This window comes from Kitasatospora sp. NPDC057940, assembly GCF_042887425.1.
GTDB lineage: Bacteria > Actinomycetota > Actinomycetes > Streptomycetales > Streptomycetaceae > Kitasatospora.
Genome location: NZ_JBHVPH010000006.1, coordinates 92,591 through 111,053, shown reverse-complemented (window position 1 = coordinate 111,053; position 18,463 = coordinate 92,591). Strand labels below are relative to the sequence as shown.

General features: G+C 75.2%; 14 protein-coding genes and 1 pseudogene. 9 read left to right on the top strand and 6 right to left on the bottom strand.

What is annotated here, in order from left to right:
• Position 1: 1 nt before the first annotated feature.
• The 4 genes from ACFVTF_RS12615 to ACFVTF_RS12600 form a co-directional block, all read right to left on the bottom strand.
• The gene (locus tag ACFVTF_RS12615; RefSeq protein ID WP_350879110.1) at positions 2–397 is read right to left on the bottom strand and encodes a roadblock/LC7 domain-containing protein; all 396 of its coding nucleotides are present in this window, start codon (positions 395–397) and stop codon (positions 2–4) included.
• An 82-nt stretch (positions 398–479) separates the two neighbouring features.
• Positions 480–1,547: a hypothetical protein gene (locus tag ACFVTF_RS12610; RefSeq protein ID WP_387812766.1), complete on the bottom strand. Its 1,068-nt coding sequence runs from the start codon at positions 1,545–1,547 to the stop codon at positions 480–482.
• An 88-nt stretch (positions 1,548–1,635) separates the two neighbouring features.
• Positions 1,636–2,019, bottom strand: coding sequence for a hypothetical protein (locus ACFVTF_RS12605; RefSeq protein ID WP_063350270.1), 384 nt, complete (start codon positions 2,017–2,019; stop codon positions 1,636–1,638).
• 678 nt (positions 2,020–2,697) lie between these two features.
• Complete coding sequence (locus ACFVTF_RS12600; protein WP_387812762.1) at positions 2,698–3,306, bottom strand: TetR/AcrR family transcriptional regulator C-terminal domain-containing protein; 609 nt, start codon at positions 3,304–3,306, stop codon at positions 2,698–2,700.
• Between the two features lie 211 nt (positions 3,307–3,517).
• Here ACFVTF_RS12600 and ACFVTF_RS12595 point away from each other — a divergent pair, with 211 nt between their 5' ends.
• Both ACFVTF_RS12595 and ACFVTF_RS12590 read left to right on the top strand, forming a co-directional pair.
• Positions 3,518–5,128: an amidohydrolase gene (locus ACFVTF_RS12595; RefSeq protein ID WP_387812760.1), complete on the top strand. Its 1,611-nt coding sequence runs from the start codon at positions 3,518–3,520 to the stop codon at positions 5,126–5,128.
• A gap of 147 nt (positions 5,129–5,275) precedes the next feature.
• On the top strand, positions 5,276–6,838 hold the full coding sequence (locus tag ACFVTF_RS12590; protein ID WP_387812758.1) for an APC family permease: 1,563 nt from the start codon (positions 5,276–5,278) through the stop codon (positions 6,836–6,838).
• A gap of 46 nt (positions 6,839–6,884) precedes the next feature.
• On the opposite strand, the gene ACFVTF_RS12585 is transcribed toward ACFVTF_RS12590, so the two are convergent.
• Both ACFVTF_RS12585 and ACFVTF_RS12580 read right to left on the bottom strand, forming a co-directional pair.
• Positions 6,885–7,892 (bottom strand): MsnO8 family LLM class oxidoreductase, encoded by a 1,008-nt coding sequence (locus ACFVTF_RS12585; protein WP_371521425.1) that lies wholly within the window; start codon positions 7,890–7,892, stop codon positions 6,885–6,887.
• 89 nt (positions 7,893–7,981) lie between these two features.
• On the bottom strand, positions 7,982–9,181 hold the full coding sequence (locus tag ACFVTF_RS12580; RefSeq protein ID WP_387812755.1) for a peptidoglycan-binding protein: 1,200 nt from the start codon (positions 9,179–9,181) through the stop codon (positions 7,982–7,984).
• A gap of 373 nt (positions 9,182–9,554) precedes the next feature.
• Here ACFVTF_RS12580 and ACFVTF_RS12575 point away from each other — a divergent pair, with 373 nt between their 5' ends.
• From ACFVTF_RS12575 to ACFVTF_RS12545, 7 genes and pseudogenes are all read left to right on the top strand, one after another.
• Positions 9,555–10,880 (top strand): DUF6271 family protein, encoded by a 1,326-nt coding sequence (locus ACFVTF_RS12575; RefSeq protein WP_387812752.1) that lies wholly within the window; start codon positions 9,555–9,557, stop codon positions 10,878–10,880.
• On the top strand, positions 10,877–11,380 hold the full coding sequence (locus ACFVTF_RS12570) for a GNAT family N-acetyltransferase (RefSeq protein ID WP_387812750.1): 504 nt from the start codon (positions 10,877–10,879) through the stop codon (positions 11,378–11,380). The genes ACFVTF_RS12575 and ACFVTF_RS12570 overlap by 4 nt, the downstream gene beginning before the upstream one ends.
• A 125-nt stretch (positions 11,381–11,505) precedes the next feature.
• Positions 11,506–12,519 carry an alcohol dehydrogenase AdhP gene (gene adhP, locus ACFVTF_RS12565; protein WP_371521417.1) on the top strand — a complete coding sequence of 338 codons (1,014 nt, stop codon included), beginning with the start codon at positions 11,506–11,508 and terminating at the stop codon, positions 12,517–12,519.
• Between the two features lie 274 nt (positions 12,520–12,793).
• Complete coding sequence (locus tag ACFVTF_RS12560; protein WP_387812747.1) at positions 12,794–13,783, top strand: hypothetical protein; 990 nt, start codon at positions 12,794–12,796, stop codon at positions 13,781–13,783.
• A gap of 212 nt (positions 13,784–13,995) precedes the next feature.
• A pseudogene (locus ACFVTF_RS12555) lies at positions 13,996–15,621 on the top strand (AMP-binding protein); the annotation flags it as partial.
• On the top strand, positions 15,622–16,023 hold the full coding sequence (locus tag ACFVTF_RS12550; RefSeq protein ID WP_371522975.1) for an acyl-CoA thioesterase: 402 nt from the start codon (positions 15,622–15,624) through the stop codon (positions 16,021–16,023).
• Positions 16,020–18,452: an FAD-dependent monooxygenase gene (locus ACFVTF_RS12545; protein WP_387812744.1), complete on the top strand. Its 2,433-nt coding sequence runs from the start codon at positions 16,020–16,022 to the stop codon at positions 18,450–18,452. The genes ACFVTF_RS12550 and ACFVTF_RS12545 overlap by 4 nt, the downstream gene beginning before the upstream one ends.
• Positions 18,453–18,463: the final 11 nt, after the last annotated feature.

Genomic DNA, 18,463 nt, shown 5'->3' with positions numbered 1-18,463 from the left:
GTCAGGCCGGGTCGCGGGGGTCCTTGGGCAGGAGGCTGTCGCTGAGCAGCCCGGCGATCCGCTGGGCCGAGCGGCGGGCCTCCAGGTGCAGCCGGCCGACGTTGACGTCCGGGTGCGCCAGCAGGGCCAGCACGCAGCTGCCCCCGGCCGCGTAGGTGGCGACGTAGCCGTGCTCGCCGCGCACCAGCGACTCGCGGAACTCGCCCTGGCCGGTGGTGTCGGCGAGCCGCTGGGCCAGCGACAGCGAGGCCGCCGTCATCGCGGCCAGGCCGGAGGGTTCCGCCCCGTGGGTGTCGTGCGCGACCAACAGGCCGTCCACGCTGGCCACCAGGCCACCCGCGAGGTGCGGGACGCGCTGCTTGACGGCGCGGAGCTCGGCGAGCAGTTCGGTCTCCAAGGCGATCAGTTGTCTCCTTCCGACACGCTGCTTGAGCGCCCGCCTCATGGCCGGGACGGCGGGGTCGCGGGTGGAGAGTGGTTCAAAGTCGGGCCTCCAGAAGGGTTCGGACCCGGGTCAGCAGCGCGATGTCCGGGTCGGGGACGGCCAGCGGCGGGTGGTCCGCGGCCGTGGTGGGCGGGTGATCGGAGCGGGTGGGGGCCACGGGGCCGGGCGGCGTGGCACCGGTGAGGGTGGCGCCGGGGACCCGGCGGTGCAGGCCTCCCGGCGGGCGGGCGGGGGCCGGCGCGTCGGGGGCCGGCGCTTCGGCTTCCGCGACGGGCGCCGCAGGCCTCGGCGCCCCAAGTGCCCCAGGTGCCAAGGGCGTCGCGGGTGCCACGGGCGTCGCAGCGCTCGGTACCACCGCCGGCGCCACTCCCGGTGCCACCGCCGACGCGGCCGCCGGTGCGGCGTGCCGCGGGGCGGCGAGCAGCCCGGCGGCGGCCAGGCGGCGGACGTCCGCCGTGACGCCGAAGCCGGACCGGCCGAGCAGCCGCGCCAGGTCCGCCGGGGTTCTTCGGCCGTCGGCGTGGTCCAGCAGTTCGCGCCGGCGGCCGGGCGGGCGGTTCGACGGCCGCGGGAGCGGCACCACCGGGCGGACCGGCGCGGTGTCGAGCTGCGGCCAGGGCCAGATCCGTTCCAGCAGCCGGCCCCGGCGCTCGACCTCGCGGCGCAGCCGGCCGGGGTCGACCGTGGCCACCGGGCCCAGCCAGTGCCGGGCGTCGGGCTCGAACCGCCAGACGCCGCCGCTCCGGTCGGCGAGGACGAAGAACGCGGCGTCGAAGAGCGTTCCCAGGTGGCCGAGTTCGAGCTCGCCCCGGGTGAGCAGCCGCCGTTCGACCAGGGCCTCGCCGACCCGGGCGCGCGGGCCGTGGAGCCGGAGCAGCTCCGCCCACTGCCCGGGGGTGATCCGGCCGCAGCCGGTGAGCAGTTCGGCCAGGCCGGGCGCGCGCGGGGAGTCGGCGTGGGCCACCTGGCCGTCGACGAGGTGCAGGCTGCCGAGCGGGCCGCACAGGGCGCCGGTGGCGCGGCGGGCGGCGAGCAGGCCGAGGGCCTCACCGGGGGTCTGCGGCGGGGCGGGCCGGCGGACGGCGGCGGGCGCGGCGGTCATCCGGGCCACCGGCCGGTGGAGCGCGGGCGGCGGGGGCGACCCGTCCGGCGTGCTGGCCGAAACCCGATGGCCGCGGCGGGCGTCCCGCTCACCCCAGCACCAGTTCCTCGGCGAGCGCCTGGAGGCGGTAGCGGGCGGCGGCGAGGTTGCCCTGGGCGCGGTCGAGCCAGAGGTGGAGGACGAGGCGGCTGTCGAAGACGGTGTCGATGAAGCAGATGAGGTGGTAGCTGCGGCCGGCGGTGACGATGACGTCCTGCAACGGGGACCGCCGGTCCTCCGCCCCGGTGAAGGTCTGGCTCTCAACGGCCGCCCGTACCAAGTCGGTTGTCTCGGCTGCCGCGGTCTCGTGGTCGCCGGTCGGGCACTCGCCGAGGCTGCCGAGCGCGAGTCCGCTGCTCCAGTCGACCAGGCTCGCGGAGCGTGCCCCGGAGATCGACATCGCTCCGGCGAGGCATTCGTCGATACCCGGCACACCGGCTCCTTCGAGGGGGTCTGGGCAGCCGGGCGCAGCACGGCACGGCCGGGCCGCCACCAGCAGTGGCGGGCTCGACACGGAAGGCTACTGCCGGATTCCATATGACGAACATTCCAATGGCATATTCACATCAGTAGCGTCCACTTCCGGCCAAGGTGTGACAGGGCGCCAGCCACCGGCGCCGGACGAACCCGCTGGCCCGGGGGTGGTCGTGGACCGCAGCCCACCGCCACCGGCCGACCACCTGGCAGGGGAGCTTGGCCGAGAACCGGCCGCACGGCAGGGTTTCGACCGCCGGCATGCGGTAGAAGGGCCGGGCGAACAGGTCTACACCATCGGGTCGCCGCCCGACTGCCGCCGGAGCCCCCGGACATGACGAAGGGGCCCGTTCCGCTGGACGGAACGAGCCCCTTCGGGTGGAGCGCCAGGCCCGGGTCGCACGGACTCTTCCTACTGAAAGTAGGACGTGCTCTGGTAGCACCGCTGACGCCTGTTCGGGAGGTTGTTTCCCTCCCGACGAGAAGAACATTAGCAGGTCATCACGCCTGCTCAGAAACCGGATGGAGGAACGGGACCGGACCCGGCGGTACAGCGGCGACCCGACCCCGACACGGCGGCCCCGACACGGCGACCCCGGCCCCGACGCGACCGCCCCGACCCCGGCACGGAGGGCGGTCAGGGCAGCAGCGCCCGGTAACCCGCGATCAGGGCGGTGAGGCCCAGCTCGAAGGCCCGGTCGGCGCGTTCACGGCCGGCGGGGACGGCGTCGAGGGCGTCGGCCAGACGCGGGGTGGCGTCCCGGTCGACGGCGTCGACCATGACGTCCGGGGCGACCAGGTCGAGCGCGGAGCCGAGGATGAAGCTCTCCAGGGCGGTGATCACACCCATCACGTCCCGTGCGGCGAAGCCCGCGCCCTCCAGGGTGGCGACGGCGCGCTCGTACAGCGCGTGCATGAACGGTTCGGCGAGCGGGGCGGTGGCGAGCAGGCGGACGATGCCGGGGTGTTCGGCGAAGGCGTCCCGGTAGGCGTGCGCCCAGGTGCGCAGCGCCGCGTCCCAGGGCTGGTCCCACATCGACTGCTCGCCGATGGTGCGGACGAGTTCGGCACGCATCAGGGCGACGATCTCGGCCCGGCCGGTGACGTGGTGGTAGAGCGCGGAGGGGCTGACCTTGAGGGCGCCGGCGAGGCCGGGGATGGTGAGGTCGCCCGCCTCGTCGACCAGCCGCAGCGCGGTGTCGACGATGCGCTGCCGGTCCAGCAGGGGTGTGCGCGGCCTGGCCATGCCGGTTCCTCGTCTTTCGGGGAGTTCTTCGGGGAGCCCTTCAGGGAGCCCTCCGGAGAACCCTCAAGATCATCGTTATCCAAGCGTTACTGAATGGCTTTCAATAAAACTCTTCCGCACCCGCCGGTGCCGCGCCTACGGTAACCGAACCCCATTCGGTTTAGGCAGGTCGCCCTCGTCACCTGCCGCGACCCGGAGAGGACGCTCCCCCATGCGTGCCGACACGATCTTCACCGGCGGCCGGATCCACACCGGAGACCCCGCGCACCCCGCCACCCACGCCCTCGCCGTCACCGCCGGGCGGATCACCGCCCTCGGCGACGCGGCACTCGCCCTGCGCGACGACCGCACCGAGACCGTCGACCTGGCCGGCGGCGCCCTGCTGCCCTCCTTCGGCGACGGCCACCTCCACCCGCTGCTCGGCGCCATCGGGCTGCGCGGCGTGCCGGTGCGCGACTGCACCAGCCTGGACGAGGTCGTCGAGGCCGTCCGCAGCTGGGCCGCCCGCCACCCCGAGGCCGAGTGGATCACCGGGGACGCCGTCGATCCGTGGCTCGCCGAGGGCGGCCTGTTCGACGCCCGGCTGCTCGACGCCGCCGTCCCCGACCGGCCCGTCCTGCTGCGCACCATGGACCACCACACCGGCTGGGCCAACAGCGAGGCGCTGCGCCGCGCCGGGTACGGGCCGGACACGCCCGACCCCGTGGGCGGCGAGATCGTCCGCCGCCCGGACGGCTCCCCGCTCGGCACCCTGCGCGAGTTCGGCGCCCTCAACCCCGTCCTCGCGCTCGTCCCGCCGCTCCCGCTCGCCGAGCAGGTCGCCGCCCTGCGCGAGACCACCGCCGCACTCGCCGCCGCCGGGCTCACCTGGCTCCAGGACGCCTGGATCGAGCCCGCGCAGGTCGACACCTGGCTCGCCGCCGTCGCCGAGCACGATCTGCCCGTCCGGGCCGGGCTCGCCCTGCTGCTCGAACCGGACGGCTGGCGTGCACGGCTCCCCGCCCTGGCCGCCGACCGGGAGCGGGTCGAGGCCGCCGGGCGCGGCCGACTCACCGCCCGGGCGGTCAAGTTCTTCGCCGACGGCGTCGTCGAGTCCGGAACGGCCGCCCTGCTGGCGCCCTACAGCGACTGCCCGCACTCCCACGGCGTCGCCAACTGGACCGGCGCCGAACTGGCCGACGCCGTCACCGCCGTCGACGCGCTTGGCTTCCAGCCGCACATCCACGCCATCGGCGACCACGGCGTCCGGATCGCCCTGGACGCCGTCGAGGCCGCCACCCGCCGCAACGGCCTGCGCGCCCGCCGCCCGGTGATCGCCCACGTCCAGCTGGTCGACCCGGCCGACCTGCCCCGCTTCGCCGAACTCGGCGTGATCGCCAACTTCGAACCGCTGTGGGCCCAGACCGACCCGCTGATGACCGAGCTCACCCTCCCCCGGCTCGGCCCCGAGCGCGGCGCCCGGCAGTACCAGATCGCCGCGCTGCTGCGCGGTGGCGCCCGGGTCTCCTTCGGCAGCGACTGGCCGGTCACCCGTTACGAGCCGCTGGCCGGTCTCGCCACCGCCGTCACCCGGCAGACCCCGGACGGCCTGCCGGCCGGCGGCTGGCTGCCCGAGGAGCGGATCGGGCTCACCGAGGCCCTCGCCGCCTACTCGGCGGGTGTCGCGCACCAGGCCTTCGAGGAGGCGGAGTGGGGCGTGCTGCGGCCCGGGATGCGGGCCGACCTGGTGCACCTGGCGGCCGACCCCTACGCGGTGCCGGCCGACGAGCTGGCCGCCGTCCCGGTGGCCGGGACCTGGCTCGGTGGCCGACGCACCCACTGAGGCCGACGCACGCACTGCCCCCAGGGCGGAATCCCCCTACCCGCCCGCCGGAACGCCCCCACGGCGTCCGCCCCCCGTCGACCGCCCGCACCCGATCGGCGGCCGACCGCTCTACCCTCGTCCGTACGACCCCAGGAGAGCTCCCCCATGACCCTGCCCTCCGACGCGGCCTCCCCGACCGCACCCGGCTCCCCCCGCACCGGCCCCGACACCGGCCGCGCCGGGCCCAGCAGCACCGGGCCCGGCACCGCAGCCGCCGGCTCCACCGGCCCCGACACCGGGCCCGCCCGCCTGGAAGGCGGCGTGCTCGGCACCGGCGACATCGTCTTCTTCGTCGTGGCCGCCGCCGCACCGCTGACCGTGATGGCCGGCGTGGCACCGTTCGCGATCGCCTTCGGCGGCATCGGCACGCCCGTCGCCTACCTGGCCACCGGCGTCATCCTGGCCCTCTTCGCGGTCGGCTTCACCACCATGACCGCGCACATCCGCAACGCCGGCGCGTTCTACGCCTACGTCACCCGCGGCCTCGGCCGCCCCGCCGGGCTCGGCGCCGCGCTGCTCGCGGTGCTCTCGTACAACGCCATCCAGATCGGCATGTACGGCGCCTTCGGCTTCTTCGCCCACACCACCGCCGCCGACCTGCTCGGCCTGGACCTGCCCTGGCCGGTCTGGGCGCTGCTCGGCGTCGCGGTGGTCTGGCTCCTCGGCTACCGCTCGATAGACCTCGGCGCCAAGGTGCTCGGCGCGCTGCTGATCGCCGAGACCGGCATCCTGCTCGTGCTCGCCGTGGCGGTGCTGGTGCGCGGCGGCGCGCACGGGCTCGACCTGTCCTCGTTCGCCCCGCACAACGTGTTCTCCGGGGGCATGGGCGGGGTGCTCGGGCTCTCCTTCGCCGCGTTCATCGGCTTCGAGGCCACCGCCATCTACCGCGAGGAGGCCCGCGAACCACGGCGGACGGTGCCGCGCGCCACCTACGCGGCGATCGCCTTCCTCGGCCTCTTCTACACCTTCATCACCTGGATGATCGTGCAGGCCTTCGGCGCCACCGAGGCCGTCGCGACCGCCACCGCCGACCCGGCCGGGATGTTCTTCACCGCGATGACCGACTACGTCGGTGCCTGGGCCACCGACCTCCAGCGGGTGCTGATCGTGACCAGCCTGCTCGCCGCGCTGCTCGCCTTCCACAACACCATCACCCGCTACGGCTACGCCCTCGCCACCGAGCAGGCCGCCCCGGCCGCGCTCGGCCGGGTCCACCCGCGCCACGGCTCCCCGTGGATCGGCGGCATCGCGCAGTCGGTGCTGGCGGCGGTGGCCGTCGTGGTGGCGGCGCTGATCGGGGCCGACCCGTACAACCAGTTCTTCCTCTGGGTGAACTCCCCCGGCGTGGTCGGCATCCTGGTGCTGCAGGCGCTCGCCGGGCTGTCCGTGTACGCCTTCTTCCGCCGCAATCGCGAGGCGGCCGCGAGCGCCGGGGCGTTCCGGACGGTCGTGGCGCCGGTCGCCGCCACCGTGCTGCTGTGCGGGGCGACGGCGCTGGTGGTGTGGCGGCTGGACCTGTTCACCAATGCCGGGCCGGAGGTCAACTGGCCGTTGGTGGCGATCGTGCCGGTGGTGTTCCTGACGGGCGTCGCCATCGCGCTGCGGCTGCGGGCGCGGCGGCCCGAGGTGTACGCCCGGCTCGGGACGTCGGAGGTCGACGCGGGCTGAGCGGGCGACGGCGCCGGCCCACCTGCCCCGGACCCGGCCGGCGGCCTCAGGCCTGGCCGACCGCCTCGGCGAGCAGCCGGTAGGAGTCGAGGAGGGCGGCGCGGTCGTAGGTGCTGGTGGTGACCAGGAACTCGTCCGCGCCGCTGCGCGCCACCAGGGCGGCGAGCTCGGCGGCGGCCCGCTCCGGGGTGCCCGCGATGTGGCCCTTCAGCGACTGCTCGTAGGCGGCCTGCTCGCGCGGGCTCATCGGCCGGGCCAGGATCTCGGCGGCGGGGGCCAGCGGCGGGAACTCGCCGTGGGTGCGGGAGTACGCGCCGGACCACGCCTCCGGAACGAGCAGTTCCCGCGCCCGGTCGGCGCTCCCGGCGACGGCGACCGTGCCCGAGACCACCACGTACGGCTCGGCGGCCTGTGCCGAGGGGCGGAACCGGCTGCGGTAGCGGTCGATCGCCGCGAGCATCCGTTCCTCTCCCCGGACGGCGGCGATGACCAGCGGCAGCCCGGCGTCGGCCGCCAGGTCGGCGCCCGCACCGGTGGCCAGGACGAAGGCCGGCACCCGCAGGCCCTCGGCCGGGCGGGCGTGGACGCCGGGGTGGGCCTGCTGCGAGCCGTCGAAGTAGCCGAGCAGTTCGGCCAGCTGGGCGCCGAAGTCGTCCGCGGAGTCCTTCTCCCGGCCCAGCGCCCGCCGCACGCCGTCGGTGAACCCGACCGAGCGGCCGAGCCCCATGTCGATCCGGCCGGGGAAGAGCGAGGCGAGCACCCCGAACTGCTCGGCCACCACCATGGGCTGGTGGTTGGGCAGCATCACCCCGCCCGTACCGACCCGGATCCGGGTGGTGGCCGCCGCCACCGCCGCGGCGAGCACCGTCGGCGCCGATCCCGCCACCCCGGGCACGCCGTGGTGCTCGGAGACCCAGAAGCGGTGGTACCCGAGCCGCTCGGCCTCGCGGGCGAAGGCCACCGTGTCCCGCAGCGCCTGCGCCGGCTCCTCGCCCCGTCTGGTCCGGGAGCGGTCGAGGACGGAGAGCCTGGTCATGGGCGCAGCGCTGGTCACGCGGTGGACAACGCCCGCCGCCGAGCCGGGCATTCCCCCGCCGCCGTGCCCCGGGCGCGGACGGGCCCCGGCGCCGCGGACGGTCCCGGTCAGTCCGTCACGGAGAAGCCCTGCGCCGCGCCCAGCCGGTGCAGCGAGTCCTGCCCGGGGATCCCGTCGGCGGCGGAGTCGGTGTACCCGCACCGGCGCTGCCACCCGGCGTAGGCGGTGACCGTCAGGCTGCCGAACGAGCCGTCCACCCACCGCTGTTCGAGCAGCCCCTCGTCCGCCAGGGCCTGCTCGACGATCGCCACCTCGGCGCCGTACGTCCGGTGCCCCTGTTCGGCGCCGGGGTCGGTGCGGGCCGCCGCCACGACGTGCGCGAGCGACACCGTCCGGGGACCGGGCAGGTAGCCGAGCAGCCGCCGCAGCGAGCTCTCCCCCGGCACGCCGTCCGCCGCCTGGCCGGAGTAGCCCAGACTCCGCTGGTAGTCCGCGTAGTTCTCGGTGTCCGCGTCGCTCCAGTTCGGCCCGGGGCCGGAGCGGTAGTGGGAGCCGAAGCCCTGGGCGACGAGCCCCCGGCCGACCACGGTGACCTGGTAGCCCTGGGCGCCGTAGCCGTACGGGAGGCCGTTGATGGTGGTCTGGTACCGGGCCGGGGTCTGGTCCGCCGGGGGCGCCGGGGGGTGCTGCGGGGGCGAGGGGATCGGGGTGCCGGGGCCGGCCGCGAAGTCGGGCCAGGAGCCGGGGTCGGTGTGGTCGTTGAACGGGACGTGGGCGTGCGCGTACCAGCCGCCGCTGGCCTCCCACACCTGCTCGTCGCGGTGGCTGGTGAAGTCGACCGGTCGGCCCATCGGCCATACGTCGGGCACGCCCCAGGAGGCGATCCAGGCGTGGATCCGGTCCCAGCCCGCGCACGGGGTGTCGACCAGCCGCGCGTACACGGTGCCCTGGTAGGCGCAGTAGGGGAAGAACACCGCCTCGATCTGGATCACCACGCGCCCGGCCCGGTTGGTGCGGGTCGGGCTCGTCGTCGGGCTGAGCAGGCTCTTCGAGCGGGAGTCGGCCGGGAACAGTTGGGCGATCCGGCCGCTGAACGGGTCCCAGACCAGGTGCGGCGCGTCGCCGGCGCCGCTGCCGGTGAAGTAGCTCACCAGGTCCTCGTAGGTGCACCAGTCCTGCGGCGCGGCGGCGGTCGCGTTGCGGTCCCAGGTGATGTGGGCGATGGCTCTCGGGGGGTACTGCTGGTCGGTCGGCGCGTGGTCGCCGAGGTCGTGGATCTCGGCACCGGGCAGCCACAGGTCGGACATGCGGTCTCCTCCAGGCGGCGAACGGACGTCATTGCGGGTATCGGCAGGTTCGCCCTCCGGATTGACCCCAACGGCGCAATGCACGGCAATGAACCACCAGCGCTCGCCCGTCCGTTCGGGTCTGTGACGGGAATTCGTCCTCGCGTACGGACCCGGAGGCCCGCGCCGCGTGCCGCCGGACCCGTGCTCCACCCTGCCCGGAAGGACGCCCGCGAGGCTCCGGAAAGCCGTCGGGCGGGGCGCATTCCACCCCGCCGCAGCCGCTCTGTCAATCGTTGACTTCGGAACTGGTCTAGTCCACGGTGGTGCGCGAAAAGCACTCATACCGTCATCACCGCCACGATTCTGACGAACCGACGGAGAATCCCCCGTTATGCAACGAGTCTGCCTCGCCCTGCCCACCATGCGATCCTGCCCCGACACCATCGTGGAACTCGCCGAGGAAGCGGCCTACGCCGTCGCGAACTTCGACGTCGAGGTGCACCTCCTCATCCTCGACACCACCGACGCCGCCCAGTTCGCGGAGAACGCGGGCGCCGTGGCCGCCCTGGAGCCCACCCCCGGCGTGGTCGTCCACCACCTCGGCAACGCGCGGCAGCGGGAGTTCCTGCGCCGGGTGACCGAGCGCTCCGGCGCCGCCGACCCGGAACTGCTGCTCGACATGATGCTCCCGCCGACCGTCGCGTACGGCTCCTGCGTCAACCGGCTCTTCCTGGGCGCGGCCGCCCTGGGCTGCACCTCGGCGCACCTGCGCAACGACGACGCCGACTTCCAGGTCGTCGAAGGTCGGAAGATCTTCCCGATCCACCACGAGCTGCTCTCGATCGGCCGACCGGCCGGCGAGGCGGCGGCCGACGTGACCCGCTCCGAGCTCGACCCGGCCGACGCCGACAAGCCGGTGATGCTGGTCAGCGGCTCCTTCATCGGCGAACTCAACGTGGACATCAGCGAGATCCACGAGCTGGACCCGGACATCTACCGCGACGTGGTGCGCCTGTGGACCCCGCCGGTGTGGCCGGAGGAGGACCGGGACGCGATGGTGGACGTCTCGTTCAAGGGCGCCGGCTCCGAGCCGTTCACCACCGACGAGTCCGTCCTCGGCGTGCCCGACATCTGGGACGTCTACATGTGCAACATCGCGCTGGACCACCGGGCCTACGAGGTGCTGCCGCTGCTGCCCTCGGTGAAGACCATCGGCAGCGACTACGCCCTGCTGCACGCCATGGTCCACTCCCGGCTGCCCGGCGTCGTCCACAACCGACACATCGTCAACTACTACACGCCCGAACGCCGCATCGGCGCCGGCTTCATCTCGTACCAGATGCGGTTCGTGAAGTTCCTGCTGTCGATGCTGTACCTGTACCCGGTGTACGGCGGGATGATCGACCTCGGCCGCGGGCTGCTGGACGAGCGGCACGGGCTGAAGGTCGAGCCGATCCTCGGCCTGGTACGGGGCAGCGTCGACTGGGACCGGGCCGGGAACGAGTACTGCCTGGACGTCCTGGACCGCTCCTACCGCAAGCTGGGCGGCAAGTACGCCGAGCTCGCGGACGCGGTGGCCGAGCAGCGCCAGCAGCTCCTGGACGAGGCGCAGGAGGACGCCGAGCGCTGGGCGGTGCTGATCGGAGCGTGGGCGTCGCTGGTGGCCGCCTCCCGCGCGGAGGGGCTCGGCACCGCCTCGGAGGTCGCGGCCGGGTGAGCGACGACCTCCGGATCCGGCTCCTGGCCGAGGACGACTGGGACGCCGTGGTCGCCCTGGAGCACGACGCCTACGCGGCCGACGGCCTGTCGGAGGGCCGGGAGGCGCTGCAGTCCCGCGCCCTCGCCTCGCCGCAGACCTGCTTCGTGCTGGAGCAGGACGGCACCGTCCGCGGCTACCTGCTGAGCCTGCCGTACCCGCCGCTGCGCTGCCCGGACCTCGACCGGCCGGAGGAGGCGGTGTTCGCGTCGGACAACCTGCACGTGCACGACCTGGTGATCGCCGAGGACCTGCGCGGCCGGGAGGTCGCGCTGGGGTTCATCCGGTACTTCCGGGAGCAGGCGTCCGAGCAGGGCTTCGAGCGGATCTCCATGGTCGCGGTCCGCGGCACCGACATCCTGCTGCGGCTGCTCGGCTACCGCGCCCACCGCGAGGTGACGGTGCCGTCCTGCTACGGCAAGCGCGCCGTCTACATGTCGATGCCGGTGGCGGCCGGCTGACCTCCGCTCGTCCGCTCGTTCACTCGTCCGGAGTAGTCCGGGCTGCGGCACTCACCCCGTCGGGTGATGCTGCTGGCGGCTGCGCCCAGCCGCCAGCAGCATCACCACCGACCGAGGGAGAGCGCATGAAGGCCGCCGTCGTCCACGACTTCACCGCGCCGCTGGTCATCGAGGACCGCCCCGTCCCCGAGCCCGCGCCGCACCAGGTCCGGGTCAGGATCGAGGCGTCCGGCCTCTGCCACACCGACATCCACGCCGCCCACGGCGACTGGCCGGTCAAGCCGAGCCCGCCGTTCGTGCCCGGCCACGAGGGCGTGGGGATCGTCGAGGCGATCGGCGGGGAGGTGCGCGACGTCCGGGTCGGCGAACGGGTCGCCATCCCCTGGCTGGCCGACGCCTGCGGGCGCTGCGACCAGTGCGTCTCCGGCTGGGAGACGCTCTGCCTCCAGCAGCACAACAGCGGCTACTCGGTGGACGGCGCCTACGCCGAGTACGCGCTGGCGCACGGCGACTACGTGGTGCCCGTCCCCGACGGCCTCGACCCGCTCGACGCCGCGCCGCTGTCCTGCGCGGGCGTCACCACCTACAAGGCGCTCAAGGTCTCCGGCGCCCGCCCGGGCACCCGGGTCCTGGTCTCCGGCATCGGCGGGCTCGGCCACCTCGCGCTCCAGTACGCGCGGATCTTCGGCGCCGAGACCATCGCGGTCGACGTCACCGACGACAAGCTCGCCCTGGCCCGCGAACTCGGCGCCGACCACGTCCTCGACGCCCGCACCCAGGACGTCGCCGCGGAGGTCCAGCGGCTCGGCGGCGCCCACGCGGCCATCGCCCTCGCCGTCAGCAACGCCTCCTTCCAGGCCGCTTACGGGGCCCTGCGGCGCGGCGGCACGCTCGTGCTGGTGGCGCTCCCGGCCGGCGGGAAGCTCGAACTGCCGGTGTTCGAGACCGTGTTGAACGGCACCAGGGTGATCGGCTCGATCGTCGGCACCCGCCAGGACCTCGCCGAGGTCTTCCGCCTGCACGCGCTCGGCCGCACCCGCGTCATCCTTGAGCCCCGCCGTCTGGAGGAGGTGAACGCCTGCTTCGACGAGGTGCTGGGCGGCAAGGTCTCCGCCCGGCTGGTCTTCGACCTGCGCTGAGCGGCCTGCGCCGAACGGCCTGCGTCGAACGGCCTGCGTCGAACGGCCTGCGTCGGGCGACCCGAGCTGAGCACGGCCCGGGCCGAACGGGTGCGCCCGCCGGTTCGCCCCCCTGGACCGGCCCGTTCGGGCACCAGTGGCCCCGCGGGTCACGCCCGCCCCGCCCGCGTCCGGGCCCGGTTGCAGTTCCGTCTCCGTTCCGTCCGGTGGGGCGCGCGGCGCCGCCCGGTCCGGGATCGTGGGGGCAACGACTCGTGGGGCGGGGGGAGCTGCCGTGGGGGACGGCCAGGAGTTGGTGCCCGTGGTGGTGGGCGTGCTGGTGCGGGCGGCCGAGGGGGTGGCGGGCGGCCCGGGGCGGGCGGTCGCGGATCTGGTGCGGGTGCGGCTGCGGGCGACGCCGGAGGGCGCCCGGGCCGTGGACGCGGTCGAGGCGAACCCGGGGGACGCCCGGGCGCGGGCCGGGCTGACCGCCGCCGTCGGCGAACTGCTCACCACGGACCCGGCGTTCGCCCGGTACCTGGCCACCACCGAGCTCGGCCGGCCCGCCGACCCGCCGACCGTCCACCTCCGGGTCGATCCGGCCGTCGCCGGGGCCCGGGCCCGGGCCGCCCGGATCGGCGCCGCCCCCGTCCTCGTCACGCTGGCGCTGATCGTGGTCGCCGCCCTGGTCGCCGTCGGGATCAACCTGGGCTCGCGCCCGCTGCTGCGGCCGGGCGGCCCCGACCTGGCCCACGCCGGGCGGACACTGCGCGACCCGGCCCAGGTGCAGGGCGTGCTGCCGGACCCGCGGGCCATGCCGGGCGGCTGGCAGGTGGAGAGCGGCCCGCTGTCGGGAGCGGGCCCGGGCGAGGACGTGCCCTGCCTGCTCCCGGACGCCTGCGACCAGCAACTCGCGTATGCCACCGTGACGTTCCGCGCCGTGACCACGCACAGCGCACAGTTCACCGTGGTCACCTTCGCCTCCGCCGACGCCGCCGGCCGGGCCTTCGACACGATGCTCGCCCACGTCGGCGGCGCCGACGCGGCCGCCGCCGTCCCCCTCCCCCCGATCGGCGACCAGCGGGCCGCCCGGACGCACGGCGCGGAAGGGGCGGAGGCCCTGGTGCGGGTCGGCACCACGCTGCTGTACGTCCGCGATTCGGGCCCGGGCTCCGACGCCGCCACTCCGGTGCTGGTCCTGTTCGCCCGCCTGCTGGCCGAACGCGCCCAGCAGGCCCAGGACGGCCGCGAGCCCGACGCCGCCGCCCAGGGGGCCACCGCCTGACCCGGCCGCCCCGCCCGAACCCGCCGCACCCCGACCGAGCCGGTCGCCGGGTGCGGCTGCCGTTGCGCGGGGACACCGGTGGGGCCACGGGGAGGCCGCGGGTGGGGCCGTGAGGGGTCCGCTCCCCCGAATGCGTGTATCGCTCTCTTGACTGGCGTCACCAACACGCCATACTGGCCTCACTCCCCGCTCGCACGATGAGGTGCCCGCCCATGGAGCTATCCCCCTCCGCGCACGTGGACACGTTCTGCCGCGACCATCTCCCACCCTTCGACCAGTGGCCCGAACTCCTCTTCGACATACCGGAGTTGTCCTACCCGGACCGGCTGAACTGCGCCCAGGCGCTGCTTGACGCAACGATCGCCCGGTACGGCCCCGACCGCCGCTGCCTGCTCACCCCGACCGGCCAGTGGACCTACGGCGAACTGCGCGACCACGCCGACCGGGTGGCCCGGCTGCTGACCGAGGACCTCGGCCTGGCCACCGGCAACCGGGTGCTGCTCCGCGGCCCCAACACCCCCTGGCTGGTCGCCTGCTGGCTCGGCGTCCTGAAGGCCGGCGGCGTCGCCGTCAGCACCATGCCGCTGCTGCGGGCCGCCGAACTGACCGGACTGCACCGGATCGCCCGGCCCGCCATCGCCCTGTGCGACCACCGCTACCTGGACGACCTCGCCCGGGCCGAGACGCCCGGCCTGCGGGTGCTCGCCTTCGGCGGGCCCGGCCCCCAGGACCTGACCGCCCGCTGCGCCGCCAAGAGCGGCGGCTTCACCGCCGTACCCACCGCCGCCGACGACGTCGCGCTGATCGCCTTCACCTCCGGAACCACCGGACGGCCCAAGGCCACCCTGCACTTCCACCGCGACGTGCTCGCCAACGCCGACACCTTCTCCCGCCACCTCCTGCGCCCCACCCCCGACGACCTGTTCGCCGGCACCCCGCCGCTCGCCTTCACCTTCGGACTCGGCGGCCTGGTGGTCTTCCCGCTGCGCGCCGGCGCCGCCAGCCTCCTGCTGGAGCAGGCCACCCCCGAGCAGCTCGCCGAGCAGGTCCACCGGCACCGGGTCGGCGTGCTGTTCACCGCGCCGACCGCCTACCGGGCGATCCTGGCCGCCGGGCTCGCCGACCGCCTGTCCGGCGTACGGCGCTGCGTCTCGGCCGGCGAGCACCTGCCCGCCGCCCTCTGGGAGGCCTTCCACGCGGCCACCGGGCAGCGGCTGATCGACGGCATCGGCGCCACCGAGCTGCTGCACGTGTTCATCTCCGCCGCCGACGGCGACATCCGCCCCGGCTCGACCGGCCGCCCCGTCCCCGGCTACCGGGCCGCCGTCCTGGACGAGCAGGGCCGGCCGGTGCCGGACGGCGTGCCCGGGCTGCTCGCCGTCAAGGGCCCGACCGGCTGCCGCTACCTGGACGACGAGCGCCAGCGCGACTACGTCCGCGACGGCTGGAACCTCACCGGCGACACCTACGTCCGCGACCGGGACGGCTACTTCTGGTACCAGGCGCGCAACGACGACATGATCGTCTCGGCCGGCTACAACATCGCCGGCCCCGAGGTCGAGCAGGCCCTCTCCGCCCACCCCGACGTCGCCGACTGCGCGGTGGTCGGGGCGCCGGATGAACGGCGCGGCACGGTGGTGAAGGCCTACGTGGTGCTGCGCGAGGGCGCGCCCGCCGGGCCGGAGCAGGTCCGGAGCCTCCAGGAGCACGTCAAACGGACCGTCGCCCCGTACAAGTACCCGCGCGCGGTCGAGTTCGTCGCCCGGCTGCCGCGCACCGCCACCGGCAAGCTGCACCGCGCCGAGCTGCGCCGGCGGGCCGCGACCGCCCCGGCCAGCGTGGCGATCGAGCGCCGGGTCGAGTGGTCCGACACCGACGCGGCCGGGCACTACCACTTCTCGGCCGTCCAGCGCTGGGCCGAGGCCGCGGAGGCGGCGCTGCTGCGCCGGCTGGGCCTGGCCGAGCTGTTCGGGCGGATCCCCCGGGTGCACTTCGAGGCCGACTACCGCGAGCGGCTCTGGTTCGGCGACCTGGTCCGCACCGAGCTGCGGGTGGTCCGGGTCGGCGGCTCCTCGCTGCACTACGCCTTCGAGGTGCACGGCCCGCAGGGCCTGGCCGCGTCCGGGCGGATGTCGGTGGTGCACGCCGCGCCGAGCGCCAAGGGCGCCGAGCCGTGGCCCGCGCCGGTGCGCCGCGCGCTGGCCGAGGCCGGACCGCAGCAGCCGGAGGTGGTGCGGTGACCACCCCGGCCCGCGCCACCACCGCCGCCCGCACCACCCCGGCCCGCGCCACCCCGGCCCGCACCACCACCGCCCGCCGCATCGCGGTGATCGGCGCCGGTCCGGGCGGGCTCTACTTCGCCGCGCTCGCCAAACGGCTGGCACCGCACCGGGAGATCACCGTCTTCGAACGCGACGGCCGGGAGGACGAGTTCGGCTTCGGCGTGGTGTTCTCCGACGAGACGCTGGACGGCATCGCCCAGGCCGACCCGGAGGTCTTCGCCGCGATCGGCGCCGAGTTCGCCCGCTGGAGCGACATCGACGTGCGCTACGCGGGCGAGGTCCGCACCTGCGGCGGGCACGGCTTCGCGGCACTCGACCGCAACCGGCTGCGCGCGATCCTGCAACGGCGCTGCGAGCAGCTCGCGGTGGACGTGCGCTACCGCACCCCCGCCCCGGCGGCCGATCGGCTCGCCGCCGAGTACGACCTGGTGGTCGCCGCCGACGGCATCCACTCGGGCACCCGCGCGGCCTACGCCGACACCTTCCGGCCCGACCTGGACGAGCGGCACTGCCGCTACATCTGGCTCGCCACCGACAAGGTCTTCGAGGCCTTCACCTTCATCGTCGAGCGGTTCGACTTCGGCACCCTCCAGGTGCACGCCTACCCGTACAGCGCGACCCGTTCCACCTTCATCGTGGAGATCGCCGAAGACGCCTGGCGCCGCGCCGGGTTCGACGCCCTCGCCGCCCTCGCCGCCCGGGAGCCGTCCCGCGGCGAGAGCGACGAGGCCAGCGTGCGCCGCTGCGCGGACCTGCTCGCCGGCCACCTGGACGGCCACCGGCTGATCCCGAACGCCTCCCGCTGGATCCGCTTCACCACCGTGCGCAACGCCCGCTGGCGCCACCGCAACGTGGTGCTGCTCGGCGACGCGGCGCACTCCGCGCACTTCTCGATCGGCTCGGGCACCAAGCTCGCACTGGAGGACGCCCTCGCGCTCGCCGCGAGCCTGCACGAACAACCGTCGCTGGAGCAGGCGTTGGCCGCCTACGAGGCGGAGCGGCGCCCGGTGGTGGAGTCCACCCAGCGGGCCGCGCAGGCGAGCCTGGAGTGGTTCGAGACGGTGGAGCGGCGCACCGGGCAGGGCGCCGACCGGTTCGCGTTCAACCTGCTCACCCGCAGCCGCCGGGTCACCTACGGCAACCTGCGGGCGCGCGACCCCGGCTTCGTCGACGCGGTGGACGCCGCCGCCGGCGGCCCGCCCGGCGTGCCGCCGATGTTCCGCCCGCTCAAGCTCGGCACCCTGGAGCTGCGCAACCGCGTCGTGGTGCCCCCGCTCGCCACCTTCACCTCCGCCGACACCCTGCCCAGCGGCTTCGACCGGGCCCAGCTGACCGGGCACGCGCTCGGCGGCGCCGGGCTGGTCCTCGCCGGGATGGCCGCCGTCAGCCCCGGGGGCCGGGCCACCGACCGCTGCCCGGGGCTGTGGAACGACCGCCAGGAGGCGGCCTGGCGCGAACTCGTCGACGCCGTCCGCGCGGTGAGCGACACCGCGGTCGGCCTCCAGCTGACCCACGCCGGCCGCCGGGGCGCCACCGCCGCGCCCGGCCCGGACGGGATCGGGCGCCCGCTCGCCGACGGCTGGCCGCTGCTCGCCGCCTCCCCGCTCCCCTGGGGCCCGGACAGCCCCGCCCCGCACGCGGCCACCGCCGCCCAACTCGCCACTGTGGTCGCGGACTTCGCCGAGGCGGCGGAACGCGCGGCACGGGCCGGCTTCGACGCGCTGGAGCTGCAGTTCGGCCACGGCCACCTGCTCTCCGGCTTCCTCTCACCGCTCACCAACCACCGCACCGACCGCTACGGCGGCCGGCTCGCGCACCGGCTGCGGCTGCCGCTGGAGGTGCTGGCGGCCGTCCGCGCGGCCTGGCCGGCCGGGCGGCCGCTGCTGGTGCGGATCTCGGCCTGCGACTGGGCGCCCGGCGGCACCACCGCACCGGAGGCCGTCACGATCGGCCGCGCGCTGGCCGACGGCGGGGCGGACGCGGTGGACGTGTCCACCGGCGAGGTGGTCGCCCACCAGCGGCCGCCGTACGGACGCGGCTACCAGACCCCGTTCGCCGAGCTGATCCGTGCTGCCACCGGCCTGCCGACCATCGCGGTCGGCGCGATCTCCGGGCACGACGACGCCAACTCCGTCCTGCTGGCCGGGCGGGCCGACCTGGTCGCGATCGGGCGGGCCCAGCTGTACGACCCGCTCTGGACGCTGCACGCCGCCGCCGAGCAGGGCTACACCGGGCCGGGCGCGCACTGGCCCGGCCCCTGGTCGGCGGGCAGCCGCAGACCACCGGGCCCGAACGCCGACCGGGTCGCACCGCGCCTGCACCTGCTGACCGAGCCCGCCGCGCCGGTGCACCGCCGCTGGCCCCCGCCCGCCCCCGAACCGCACTGAGCAGCCGAGGA